This window comes from Mesohalobacter halotolerans (assembly GCF_006120725.1).
GTDB lineage: Bacteria > Bacteroidota > Bacteroidia > Flavobacteriales > Flavobacteriaceae > Psychroflexus > Psychroflexus halotolerans.
Genome location: NZ_SWMU01000001.1, coordinates 14,087 through 28,015, shown reverse-complemented (window position 1 = coordinate 28,015; position 13,929 = coordinate 14,087). Strand labels below are relative to the sequence as shown.

General features: G+C 35.0%; 10 protein-coding genes. 8 read left to right on the top strand and 2 right to left on the bottom strand.

Going from position 1 to position 13,929, the window contains the following annotated elements; all coding sequences use genetic code 11:
* Nucleotides 1-36: 36 nt before the first annotated feature.
* The 8 genes from pyrH to FCN74_RS00050 all read left to right on the top strand — a co-directional run bounded on the left by pyrH (nt 37) and on the right by FCN74_RS00050 (nt 9,806).
* The gene (gene pyrH, locus FCN74_RS00085; protein ID WP_138930565.1) at nt 37-744 is read left to right on the top strand and encodes a UMP kinase; all 708 of its coding nucleotides are present in this window, start codon (nt 37-39) and stop codon (nt 742-744) included.
* Between the two features lie 24 nt (nt 745-768).
* Nucleotides 769-1,323 (top strand): ribosome recycling factor, encoded by a 555-nt coding sequence (frr, locus tag FCN74_RS00080; protein WP_138930564.1) that lies wholly within the window; start codon nt 769-771, stop codon nt 1,321-1,323.
* Nucleotides 1,324-1,346: 23 nt separating this feature from the next.
* On the top strand, nt 1,347-3,683 hold the full coding sequence (locus FCN74_RS00075; protein WP_138930563.1) for a DUF5686 family protein: 2,337 nt from the start codon (nt 1,347-1,349) through the stop codon (nt 3,681-3,683).
* A 65-nt stretch (nt 3,684-3,748) separates the two neighbouring features.
* A complete protein-coding gene (locus FCN74_RS00070; protein WP_138930562.1) occupies nt 3,749-6,127 on the top strand; it encodes an efflux RND transporter permease subunit in 2,379 nt (792 codons plus the stop codon).
* Between the two features lie 160 nt (nt 6,128-6,287).
* Entirely contained in the window at nt 6,288-7,112 is an 825-nt protein-coding gene (locus FCN74_RS00065; RefSeq protein ID WP_138930561.1) for a thymidylate synthase, read from the top strand.
* A 15-nt stretch (nt 7,113-7,127) separates the two neighbouring features.
* On the top strand, nt 7,128-7,580 hold the full coding sequence (locus FCN74_RS00060; RefSeq protein WP_138930560.1) for a DUF1579 family protein: 453 nt from the start codon (nt 7,128-7,130) through the stop codon (nt 7,578-7,580).
* An 85-nt stretch (nt 7,581-7,665) separates the two neighbouring features.
* Nucleotides 7,666-8,826 carry an ergothioneine biosynthesis protein EgtB gene (egtB, locus tag FCN74_RS00055; RefSeq protein WP_138930559.1) on the top strand — a complete coding sequence of 387 codons (1,161 nt, stop codon included), beginning with the start codon at nt 7,666-7,668 and terminating at the stop codon, nt 8,824-8,826.
* Nucleotides 8,827-8,846: 20 nt separating this feature from the next.
* Complete coding sequence (locus FCN74_RS00050; RefSeq protein WP_138930558.1) at nt 8,847-9,806, top strand: L-histidine N(alpha)-methyltransferase; 960 nt, start codon at nt 8,847-8,849, stop codon at nt 9,804-9,806.
* On the opposite strand, the gene FCN74_RS00045 is transcribed toward FCN74_RS00050, so the two are convergent.
* Both FCN74_RS00045 and FCN74_RS00040 read right to left on the bottom strand, forming a co-directional pair.
* Nucleotides 9,803-10,429: a polysaccharide deacetylase family protein gene (locus FCN74_RS00045; RefSeq protein WP_138930557.1), complete on the bottom strand. Its 627-nt coding sequence runs from the start codon at nt 10,427-10,429 to the stop codon at nt 9,803-9,805. The two genes, FCN74_RS00050 and FCN74_RS00045, sit on opposite strands and share 4 nt — an antisense overlap.
* Nucleotides 10,426-13,716, bottom strand: a complete 3,291-nt coding sequence (locus tag FCN74_RS00040; RefSeq protein WP_138930556.1) for a DUF2723 domain-containing protein — start codon at nt 13,714-13,716, stop codon at nt 10,426-10,428. The genes FCN74_RS00045 and FCN74_RS00040 overlap by 4 nt, the downstream gene beginning before the upstream one ends.
* Nucleotides 13,717-13,929 lie beyond the last annotated feature (213 nt).

The window sequence follows — 13,929 nt, the reverse complement described above, 5'->3', positions numbered from 1 at the left end:
GTAATTCTCTATATTTGCAACACAACAATAAAATATATGCCTTACAAACGAATACTTTTAAAACTCTCAGGTGAAGCATTAATGGGAAATCGTCAATATGGTATTGATCCTGAAAGACTAGCAGAATATGCTAAAGAAATTAAAAGCGCTGTTGATAAAGGCATTGAAGTGGCTATTGTCATTGGCGGAGGAAACATTTTTAGAGGAATCGCCGGTGCTAGTAAAGGTATGGATCGGGTTCAAGGCGACCATATGGGCATGTTGGCGACGGTTATTAATGGATTAGCACTACAAAGCGCCTGCGAAGATCACGGCATCCAAACCCGCTTACAATCGGCTATCAAAATTAATGAAGTTGCAGAGCCATTTATTAGACGAAAAGCGATGCGACATTTAGAAAAAGGCCGTGTGGTTATTTTTGGTGGTGGCACAGGCAATCCTTATTTTACAACAGACTCTGCTGCCGTCTTAAGAGCTATAGAAATCGAAGCCGATGTTATCCTGAAAGGAACACGTGTCGATGGCATTTATACATCAGATCCCGAAAAAGATGAAGGGGCAAGAAAATTTGATTTTATAACCTTTGATGATGTGCTGAGAAAAGGCTTAAAAGTTATGGACACCACTGCTTTTACTCTAAGTCAAGAAAACGAGTTGCCTATCATTGTATTTGATATGAATACACCTGGAAATTTACTTAAAGTCGTTTCAGGTGAAAAAATTGGAACCAAAGTCAATTTATAGCCCAGACTTAAAAAATAATTTATTATGAACGAAGAAATCGATATTATTTTAGATAGCACTAAAGAAGACATGGAAAAAGCTATCTCACATTTAAAAAAGCAACTCCAAAATATTAGAGCAGGAAAAGCCAACCCAACAATGCTATCAACTGTAATGGTAGAATATTATGGCACGATGACACCATTAAATCAGGTAAGCAACATCAATACACCCGATGCACGAACCTTGTCTATTCAACCTTTTGAAAAATCACTTATTCAAGAAATTGAAAAAGGTATTATGAATGCTAACTTAGGTTTTAACCCTATGAATAATGGAGATAATGTCATCATTAACGTGCCGCCATTAACCGAAGAACGCCGTACACAATTGTCTAAACAAGCAAAAGCCGAGGCCGAAGAAGCTAAAATTGCCGTGCGAAATGACCGTAGGAATGCACTTCACGAATTGAAAGATATTGACTTATCAGAAGACCAGAAGAAAGATATTGAAGATGAAATTCAAAAAATTACCGATAGTCATATTGAAAAAATCGACCAAATCTTTGAAGCTAAAGAAAAAGAAATCATGACGGTTTAAAATCGTTTTAAATCAAAATTGCCTTGCAGGTTAAGGTTTTATTTTTAGTATTAATCATATGCTGTTGGCCTAGTAAGCTGCTGGCGCAAAATCATGCTTCTGTAAAATTAGTCAATGACAGCGCAGAGCCCATTCCTTTTGCTGTAGCTATTTCTTCAGATACAATTGTGTTTTCAAATCCATTTGGGCAACTTCAATTTAATAAACCTCCTAAGAAACTGAAAATATTTGCCGTAGGCTACAAACCTAAACGGGTAGACAATGTTTTGTGGCAAATCATTCTAGAAAAGTCAAATTCTCATCTCTATTCTGCTGATGATATCATCCAAAAAGTTTTTGAATACTCTGAATATAATAATCCTTTTAAAACCTCAAATAGCATAACTTTTAAGCGTTATAACCGAACTTTAATTCAAAGAGACAGCATTAAAAATATAACCTCTAACGAAAATTTATTCTCAGAACGCACATCAGAATTTATAATAGAAAATCAAAAGCCGAAGGAACATATTATTGCGCAAAAAAATCATGGTTTTGATAAACCTGTGCTCAAAATACTTAGCCATCGCATGCACGGAATCAATTGGTATGATAAGACTTACGTCATTTTTGAAACTGATTATGCATCACCTTTACATCCCAACAATTACGGGGTTTACAAATACGAGCTGATTTATAAAAGCGATACTTTTTTTTATATCAAATTTAGCCCCAAGGCCAATAATACAGATAGACTTTTACAAGGTGTTTTACAAGTTGATAAAAATTATGCTTTGTCAAAAGTTTACGTTAATAAAGACGACGAAATCAAACTTGATTTATATCAATTTTATCAAAAGCATCTCCCTAAAGATCTTTGGTTAACCCAACAAGTTATTGTTGAAATGACACCTGGTATTGGTGGTAAACCTGTGAGTTTGTTTGGTACAAATATCAATATTGGAACGCTTCAACAGCGCAGTATAGCCGAAGACGATAAAAACAATCAACTTTTTTCAAAATCTGTATTTTACAATTATAGCCTGAGGCCTAAAACAATGGCAAAACAAGACTATGATGTTCTTGTTGAAGAAAACGCACACAATCGGAGTAAACATTATTGGCAAAATCAAAGAAAAATGCCACTTACAGAAAAAGACAGTTTATTTTTTGAAGGTACAGCTCAAACTCTTAGACGGAAAAACACAATTTCTAAGATTAAAAAACTTGAAAATATCAATGATGGTTTCTTCCCAATTTTAAAATGGAAAACCGACTTAAAAACCTTAATCAAAATAAATAACTATGAGGGACTTCGCCTTGGTATTGGAGGCTTGACCAATGAGGAATTTTCTGACCATTTTAGAGTTGGTGGTTACATTGCCTATGGGACTAAAGATGAACAAGTTAAGCTCGGTGTAAATACTGGTATTTTGCTTAATAAAGATAGTAATATGTGGTTAAATGCAGCATATGAAGACGACGTAAGAGAAGTAGGAAGCAATAGTTACCTCACTGATGAGCGTGTGTATTCTTTATTTGAGCCTCGGCTTGTAAATATCATATTTTTTTACAAAGAAAAATCTACATCGCTAAGCCTTCAAAATCGAATAAACTCTAAGCTTTTATCTGAATTTAAAATTGCACATGACCAAATATTCCAAACAGAAAATTATGCATTTTTAAATGGTGATATTGCGATACAATCTTATAACTTGACTCGAGCAATGCTCAGTTTAAGATGGTCACCAAGAAGTCAGTTTCTTAAATTTGATAATAATTTTGTCAATATCAAAGAGCAATATCCGGTAGTTTCTGGTCAGGTTGAGCAATATCTTGGAAGCACATTTGGAGGCGACTTAACCTTCACTAAATTCAATTTGAAAAGTGAATATATTTATAATCACCTCAATAATAGTTATACCGAATTTACCATTGAAGGCAACTATGCATTTGGCGATGTTCCATTAACACATTCTTTTCACGCTTTCCCAAATGCACCAAATAAAGATGGTATACTTAAAAGATTTTCTGTAGCTGGAGTAAAGAGTTTTGAAACCATGTTTTTCAGTGAATTTTTTAGTACTCGACTGGCTAGTTTACACATTAAACACACCTTAGCACCGTTTAAAATTTCAAACAAACTTAGGCCAGAAATGGTTTTGATTTCAAGACATGCCATTGGAGATTTTAGCGACCAAGAAAGGCATTTGGGCATAGATTTTAACACTTTAAATCAGGGCTACTCAGAAGCTGGTGTTGAGCTTAATAAAATTTTTTGGGGCTTTGGTTTAAGTTTTGCATATCGATATGGCGCCTATCATTTGCCAAATTTTGACGATAATATCGCTTTTAAATTTACTTTTAACCTAAAGCTTTAAAGAATGACATGCTTTTTAATCTTTATGGTTTTAATACCTTTGCGGTTTTTTTAAGCTTCTATTAGATGCAGAAACTTTTTAGTTTTGGGTTTTGGAACACCATAGCAGGAACTATTCTTCGCAATAGAATTGTTTTTATTGCTTTAATCATAGGGGTATCTGGCTTTTTGATGTCTCAATGGAAGTACATTGGCTTTTCCTATACAGAAGCCAACCTTTTACCTGACAAACATCCGATGAATCTGGAATACCAGTCTTTTTTAGAAAAGTTTGGCGACGAAGGCAATATCATTGTTATTGCTACCCAAGATTCAGCTTTGTTTACACCCAAAAAATTTAAAGAATGGGCTCAACTTTCTGATACACTTCGCCAGTTTAGTGAAATCAAAAATGTGATTGACCTTACTAATCTTCAAAATCTCAAAAAGAAAACCAATCCAAAGCGTTTTCAATTTCAAAATATTCTAAATGATAGCAACTACACTGCAAAAGGCTTAACCACATTCAAAACATTTGTATTTGACTCATTACCTTTTTACGAAGGTTTGGTATATAATTCAAAAACTCAAACCATTCAAACTGCTGTTTACCTCGAAGATTCTATAGTAAATACCAAAGCCAGAAAAGATTTTGTGCTTAAAGATTTTATGCCATTAATTGAAGGTTTTTCAGAACAAACCAGCATCAAAGTACATGTGTCTGGTATGCCATATGTAAGAACGCTTAATGCACAAAACATTGTAGATGAGATCAAATGGTTTGTATTAGCTGCGCTTCTGGTTACTTCTTTTATTTTTTATTTCTTTTTCCGTTCATTTAGAGCCACTTTTATCTCGATGCTTACTGTTATTATTGGTGTAATCTGGGCATTTGGTTTTATTGGATTGATGCGCTATGAAATCACAGTGTTGACAGCAATTATCCCACCGCTTATTATTGTTATTGGAATTCCCAACTGCATATTTTTGATTAATAAATATCAGCACGAGATAAAAAGACATGGCAACCAGGCCAAATCGCTTCAGCGGGTCATTGCCAAAATTGGTAATGCAACTTTAATGACCAATGTCACAACCGCTTCAGGTTTTGCGACATTCATTTTTACACAGAGCGAACTACTAAAAGAGTTTGGGGTCGTGGCTTCTATCAACATCGTTTCTATTTTTCTATTAAGCTTGTTGATTATCCCTATTATTTATAGCTATATGGCACCGCCAAAAGATAAACACCTCAAGCATTTAGGTAAAAAATGGATTGAAGGCTTTGTCAATTGGATTGAAAATATGGTCCGCCATAGACGGATTACAATTTATTTTACAGCTGTTGGTATTATGATGTTGAGTTTTATAGGCATATATTTTATAAAAGTCTCAGGCAGCTTGTTGGAAGACATGCCCCAAAAAGCCGATTTCATTAAGGATGTGCGTTTTTTCGAAAAAGAATTTAACGGTATAATGCCTTTAGAATTTTTAATCGACACCAAGCGTGAAAATGGTGTTTCTAAACTTTCAACCTTAAAACGCATAAATCGATTGGGGCAAGCTCTAGAAGAATTCCCTGAACTGTCAAAGTCCTTATCTGTAGTCAATATAGCAAAATATGCTAAGCAGGCGTTTTACAACGGCAAACCTAAATATTACCAATTGCCCACCAGACAGGAACAAAATTTTATGCTGCCGTATTTTAAAAACTTCAAATCAAATGGAAAACTCAACGCTTATGTAGATTCTACGGGCCAATTTGCTAGATTAACAGTGTTTATGAAAGATGTGGGTACAGATAGAATGGAGCAAATAGAAGCCCAAATTCTACCAAAAATAAAAAAAATATTTCCAGAAGAGCGATACGAAGTGAGTATGACAGGCAAAGCTTTAACCTTTCAAAAAGGAACAAACTATCTGGTAAAAAATTTGGTGGTGTCTTTATCACTTGCAGTATTGCTTATAGCATTATTTATGGCGTGGATGTTCAGGTCGTTTAGAATGATTTTGATTTCACTTATTCCCAATATATTACCGCTTTTAATGACCGCTGGTATGATGGGTTTTCTCAATATCCCCATCAAACCCTCAACTATTCTCGTGTTTAGTATAGCATTTGGGATAAGCGTTGACGATACCATCCATTTTCTTGCCAAATATCGACAAGAGTTAAAAGCCAGGAACTGGAAAATCAAGCGTTCAGTTTATCCAGCTTTACGTGAGACCACCGTGAGTATGTTTTACACCTCAATTGTTTTATATTTTGGCTTTTCAGTCTTCATGATCAGTAGCTTTGGGGGTACTGTTGCACTTGGCGGTTTAGTTTCTGCCACATTGCTCTTTGCCATGCTCTCAAATTTATTGCTTTTACCGTCTTTACTTTTATCTTTAGAAAGAAGTATTGCCAACAAGCAGACCTTAAAAGAGCCTCAAATTAATGTTATAGAAAGTGAGGAAGATTGATGCTTAAAATTCAATTTTTTGTATTTTTAAATCAAATTATAATTGTGATGAGTAATAAGAATTTTCATCACAATTCTTAAACAAATTAGTTTAGAAATCAAATTACTGAAAATGAATAATTATCTGGCTTATTCATAACGATTAAATTAAAATAAAAAAAATGAAACAATACCATGACCTGATAAAGCATGTCTTAGAACACGGTAAGGATAAAAATGACAGAACGGGAACTGGCACACGAAGCGTGTTTGGGTACCAAATGCGTTTTGATCTCAATGAAGGATTTCCTTTAGTCACAACAAAGAAGATACATCTCAAATCTATCATTCATGAATTGTTGTGGTTTATAAAAGGCGATACCAACGTCAAATATCTACAAGATAATGGTGTAAGAATATGGAATGAATGGGCTGATGAAAACGGAGATTTAGGTCCGGTTTATGGACGCCAATGGCGTAATTGGAATAAAGATAACATCGATCAACTTGCTGAGGTAATTGATACCATTAAAAATAAACCAGATAGCCGTAGAATACTTGTTACTGCATGGAATCCAAGTGTATTGCCAGATACGACAAAATCTTTTGCAGAAAACGTCGCTAATGGTAAAGTTGCACTTCCACCTTGCCATGCGTTTTTTCAATTTTACGTTGCTGATGGCAAGTTGTCTTGTCAACTTTATCAACGCAGTGCCGATATTTTTCTCGGCGTGCCTTTTAATATTGCATCTTATGCCCTTTTAACAATGATGATTGCTCAAGTCTGTGATTTAGGTTACGGCGATTTTATTCACACATTTGGAGATGCTCACATCTATAAAAATCACTTTGAACAAGTCGAGCTTCAGCTCACAAGAGATTTTAGGCCATTACCGGAAATGAAAATTAACCCCGAAGTAAAATCCATTTTTGACTTTAAATTTGAAGATTTTGAATTGGTTAACTACAACCCACATCCGCATATAAAAGGTAAGGTCGCCGTATAATATTTAACCTTATTCATGAAATCTATAATATTTTTATTCAGCTTTTTATACAGCTCATCACTCATTTACGGACAAGAGTTAAAACCAGATCATTATTTTGACTTTTGGGTTGGAAAATGGAATGTAAGTTGGAAAGAACCCGATGGAAATGTTGGAAAAGGTACAAATATAGTTTTGAAAACGCTTGATGATCAAGTTATCGAAGAGAATTTTAAAATAACCAGCGTAAATCAAAAAGGATTCAAAGGTAAAAGTTTATCTGTATATCAACCACAATCTGATGTTTGGAGACAAACTTGGATTGATAATCAAGGCGACTATTATAATTTTACTGGTAAAATTGATGGTGATAAACGTATTTTTGAAACCCAAACCCCTAAAAGAAAAGATGGTACAATGTTCAAACAACGGATGGTTTTTCATCACATTACTAAAACACCTTTAGATGGGATTGGGAAAGCTCAGTAGATAATGGAAAAACTTGGACACTCAACTGGCAAATATTTTATGAAAGAATGAAAGCGGAATAGATTAAATGGAAGAACCAAAGACTATGGATTCTAAAAAATTATCTGATAACTTTAGAGAAACAAGAGAGCTTACTACTCAAATTTGTAAGCCATTAGCAATAGAAGACTATGTTGTGCAACCCGTAGTGGATGTGTCGCCACCCAAATGGCACCTCGGTCATACCACATGGTTTTTTGAAGAATTTGTATTAAAACAACACCTAGAGAATTACCAATTGTTTCATCAAGATTTTGCTTTTGTATTTAATTCTTACTACGAAAGTGTTGGCAAGAAAGTGATGCGCACCAATCGTGGCAACTTATCTCGACCAAGTGTAGATAAAGTCTATGACTATCGTAAATATGTCAACTTGCACATGCAAAAACTTTTTGAAACCTCTATAGAAGATGAGTTGTGCAAAATCATAGAAATTGGCATTCATCACGAAAAACAACATCAAGAACTTTTACTGACAGATATTAAATATATCCTTGGGCATAACCCATTGTTCCCGGTTTACGATAATACATTTAAAGAACTACAAGTTGAAACCCAAAAACAAGACTGGATTGATATTAAAGAAGGCTTGTATGAAATTGGTCACAATGGCGATGGCTTTTGTTATGATAATGAATTAGCCCGTCACCAAGTCTATCTCGAAAATTTTAAAATCAGTAATCGACTAGTTACAAATGCAGAATATTTAGAATTTATACAGGATGGTGGTTACAACCAAGTTCTGCTTTGGCATGCCGAAGCTTGGGACTGGCTTCAACAACACAAAATTTCATCGCCTAAATATTGGCATTTCGTTGATGAGCAATGGATGAGATTTAGTTTATCAGGATTAAAGGCTCTTAATCTAGATGAACCTTTAAGTCATATTTCCTATTATGAAGCCTTTGCCTTTGCACAGTGGAAAGGCATGCGTCTGCCAACCGAGTTTGAGTGGGAAGCGGCCCAAGACCATTTCGATTGGGGACAAGCTTGGGAATGGACAGAAAGTGCTTATTTACCTTATCCAAGATACCAAAAAGCAGAAGGTGCTTTAGGCGAATATAATGGTAAATTTATGGTGAATCAAAAAGTGTTAAGAGGTCAATCTCTGGCAACATCTCCTGAGCATAGTAGACCGAGCTATCGCAATTTTTTTCACCCACAACTCCGATGGCAATTTAACGCTGTGAGGTTAGCGAAATCTTAACGACACAAGGTAAAACTTATATGGAAAAAACACAAACACAGTTCGAAAAAGACGTTATCAAAGGCTTGATAGATTACCCAAAACATTTACCTTCAAAATATATTTACGACCAGCGTGGTGATAAGCTATTTCAAATTATTATGGCCATGCCGGAATACTATCTTACCAACTGTGAATTTGACATATTGAGTTTACACAAAACTGAAATATGTGAAGCATTTTCTAATGATGAAGGCTTTGATCTCATAGAACTCGGTGCTGGTGACGGCAAAAAAACCAAAATTCTTTTAAAAGAACTGGTCGACAAAAATTATAATTTTGATTATTTCCCTATTGATATTAGTCAAAATGTTTTAGACGAACTGACCAAATCTCTCAAACAAGAAATTCCGGAAGCTAATGTTTATGCTAAACAAGGGACTTATTTTGATGTCCTTTCTGAACTTGATAAATACGGAAATCGCAAAAAGGTCATTTTATTTTTAGGATCCAATATTGGTAATTTGCTGCACAAAGATGCTATCAAATTTTTAAAAAAAATACAGCGTAATATGCAGGAAGATGATGTTTTGTTTTTAGGATTTGACCAAAAAAAACATCCTCAAACTATTCTCAATGCTTATAATGACGATGCCAAAATCACGGAAAAGTTTAATAAAAATATATTAAGACGCATCAACCGACAATTTGAAGCTGACTTCGATTTAGACCAATTTATGCATTGGGAAACCTACAACCCAGAAACCGGAACGGCTTTAAGTTATTTAGTGAGTTTAAAAGAACAAAATGTCAAAATTAAAAAGCTGGACTTACAAGTTAAGTTTGAAGCTTGGGAAAGTATACATGTAGAGATTTCACAAAAATACGACGATGCCGTTGTAGAATGGCTGGCTGCTCAATCTGGCTTAAAACCCCAAAAGTCTTTCTTAGACCAGAAAGGCTATTACAAGAATTATATTTTTAAAGCGGCTAAAAGCTAAAGTCTTCCAAACACAAACCCCTTTTCTAATAACGTTTCAATAGCTTTTGGTAATACCTTTTGTAAATTTTCATAAGCTTTAATATTATCATGACAGACAATGATACTGCCCGAAGTAGTATTGTTGATAATGTTATCATATACTTTTTGGGGAGACAGCTTAGAGCTGTAATCTTTACCCAAAACAGACCACATGATCACATCAAAACCTAAATTAATAATGGCTTTTGACTGTGCAGTTGTCATTTTGCCATAAGGCGGCCGAAATAAAGAGGTGTTGGCACCAAATGTGTTGATGACACTTTGAGTGTTTTGGATGTTGTCCAGATAGGTTTCTGCTGAGGTTTTCCAACCTTTTAGGTGGTTGTAAGTATGATTTCCAGCAGCGTGATTTTGCGCTAAAATCTGTTTAAATATTTCAGGATGTTTCTCAATATTTTCCCCCACACAAAAAAATGTGGCTTTAATTTGATATTGTTTTAAAACTTCTAAGACCCAAGGTGTAACTTCAGGAATTGGCCCATCATCAAAAGTTAAATAAATTTCATTTTCGCTATTTGGTTTATCCCAAATATAGTCTTTAAAATAGCGACTCACTAAAGTCGGTGTTTTAGCAGGTATCATTCCGTTTGCTCAGGCATTGAATCTGCTGAAGTCGAATCTTCAGCGTTTAAAAGTTCATTCATCAAGTCTTCTTCAGAAGGTGTTTCTTCAAGCTGACTACCGTAATCAAAAAGCTCTAAATATGAATTAAAAGTTTCAGCTTCTTTTTGCATCATTTCATCATCTTGAACATAAATCAACATATCGACTAACGAACGATACCGCTGTATTTCTGTCGAAATCTCTTCAGCCAACTGGCTTTGCCTTTCGTAGTTTAAGCTGCTGAAATACCTGAGTTTTTCTTGATATTTTTTAGCCACATCTTGCCATATCGTTCTAGCTTTTTCAACGTTATCAAGTTTGTAATACACTTCAATAATTGGATTAAGTAAAGTATAATAGCCAAAATGCTTTACTGGCATTTTTTCCATCGACAGATCCAATACTTCTTCAGCTTTTTCATACTGTTTTTCTTTTCTAAGTGTATCGGCTAGTCTCGCCATATTACTGCGATAAGTAATCGAGTTTCTTCGGGTCTCAACATCGTAGTAAATGTTGTCTTTTCCGCTATTTTTCCAATCCCAATTCATCACAATATTGTACATTTTATCGGCATCAATTCTACCCATGTCAACATCGGTTTTAGGATTAAAATCGGTTTTGATAGGGACTAGCTTATAACAAACACCATCGAGTTGTAAATAGTCTTTCATCCAGAGGAAATCTGCACTGTCATAGCTTCCACCTGTAAAATAAATAGGGCGTTCCCAATCGGTATTGGCCAAAACATCTAGCATCAGCAAACGGTGTTTGTAAACCAATTGCCCCGGGATTTTAATGACAATTTCATCGACAATTTTATTCGCATCTTTGGTCTTAACAATACCAGAATTTAAGGCATTTTCTTTATTAACTGGAATTCTAATGTGTTTTGTTGGGAACGTATTGACCCACTGACCACTTTGCAATTCAGCTTTTGTGCGTTTATCATCTAATTTGATAAATTTAATCCAAGTATCAATATCTAAAGTATCGGGGTAATTTTTATTCTCATTAAACCAAACTGCCTCATTAGTGCCATAGCTGTAATCTTTATGTTCAAGATAAGTTTGCAAAGGTTCACTTTTATAGGCTTTTCGTCGCATTTGATCAATATACCAATCTGTAGCAAATAGTTGAGTATTCACAACACGCACATCAGTGCGGTATCCAAGAATCTCTTGGGCGTACCAAAGTGCAAAAGTGTCATTATCGCCAATGGTAAATAATATCGCATTTTCATCCACCGAATCCAGATATTTTTTAGCCATCGTCAATGCTGAGTAGCGGTTAGAGCGGTCGTGGTCATCCCAATTTTCGCTCGCCATTAAAATTGGTGCTGCCAAAAGACAAATTACGCTCACTAAAGGCACAAGAATTTTAGAAGACAAGTATTGCCTAAAACTGTCATATAAGCTAAATACTCCAAAACCAATCCACATACAGTAGACATAAAACGACCCGACTAAAGCATAATCGCGCTCACGAGGTTCAAACGGACGTTCATTCAGATAAATTTTTAAAGCTATACTGGTAAATAAGAAAAAGACCAGCAACACCCAAAACGACTTTTTATCCTTTTGATAGTGAAATAGTAAACCAATAATTCCTAAAATTAATGGCAAAAAGTAATACGTATTTCTGGCCTTGTTGGTTTTCATATCGGTTGTCAACTCATCTTGATTGCCTAAGCGCCATTCGTCAATAAATTTTATACCGCTTACCCAGTTGCCATTCAAGTCAGTTCCTTGTCCTTGAATATCGTTTTGTCGACCTGTAAAATTCCACATAAAATAACGCCAATACATATACATAAATTGGTGTTCAATCATATAAGAAAAATTAGCAAAAGCAGAAGGTTTTTCAATATCGAGATAGGGTGCAAAATCTTGTAAAAATGAAATGTAACCCTCGGCACCTATTTTTCCATTATTAAAATCACTCCTAAACTGGTTGACAATCTGATTGAGTTCTTCGCTGCGTTGATATTCAGGTTTAATGGTAAACTCTATGGCACCAGCGTATGCCAAATAATTTTCTGCATGCTCAAAACTCCACATCCGTGGTAAGAATGTTTTATGCTTGCTATTGGGGTTTTGTTTAGCGTTTTTATAATCATTGACAATTACATATTTCCCTAGTTTTTCATCTCGTTCATATTTAGGTTCTTCGTCAGAGTATGGATTATCGGGATCAAGACCGGCAAACATATCCGTAAATTGTGGTCCATAAAATAATTTCACTTCAGGATATTGGTCTCGATTGTAGTATGCGAGAAGTGCCTGCGCACTACTTGGATTGTTTTCATTGATAGTCGTTCCGGCATTGGCTCGAATCGGTAACATGATCCAACTGGAGAATCCTATAAAAATAAACAGTATGCATAATATAACAGAATTAATAATAGGGTATCCCTTTTGACGAGTGAGCTTCAAAGCAAAGATAAAAAACACAATCACTACTAAACCTGCAATGACAGTTCCTGAATGGAAAGGTAAACCAATACTATTCACAAAAAACAACTCAGATTTGGCAAAAAACGTCAAACTGTACGGCAACAAAAATTTAAAAATAAACATCAAAGAGCCGACAATAATTAAGCTCGACACCACAAAGTTTTTCACCGTGATGGTTTTAGTATTTTTAAAATAGTACATATACCCAATTGCAGGAATAGTAAGCAGCCCCATGAAGTGAACGCCAAAAGACAACCCGACAATAAAACTGATCAAGATCAACCAACGATTTCCTCTGGGTTTATGCATATCGCGTTCCCACAGTAAACCTACGTAAAACAAAATAGCCATGATACACGATGCCATAGCATAGACTTCGGCTTCAACGGCATTAAACCAAAAACTGTCAGAAAAGGTCAAACTCAAAGCCCCGATAAACGCCGCGCTCAAAACCATAATTTGTCTGCTTACTGAGCCATTTTCTAAGTCAGGATAAATTTTTCTAAACAACAACACCACACTCCAAAACATAAATAAAACAGCAAATGCTGCAGATAGCCCAGACATCATGTTGACCATCAAGGCAACCTGTGAGGCTTCAGGAGCAAAAATTGAAAATACAGCACCTAACATTTGGTAAAGTGGAGCCCCTGGTGGATGACCCACTTGCAATTTTGATGAAGTGGCTATATACTCGCCAGCATCCCAAAAACTTAAGGTTGGCTCAACAGTCATTGCATAAGTGACAAGAGCTATAGTAAAAGTCAACCAAGCAGCAATCTTATTCCATTTCGAAAAATTAAATTCAATCATGTATTTGCGATTCATTATGGGTTGCTAAAATAATAATTTTAAAGGCTTGAAGCATATATTAATTATTTAATGCATGATTTAACTTGTACAAATACATTTTTATTTTACCAAAATTGGCAAACACTCAAGCTTGGACATTACTATACTTGAGTCATCAAACGCTTAAATTGATAATATCGTAAGTGAAAAATGATAAAATTTCTTTAAAATTTG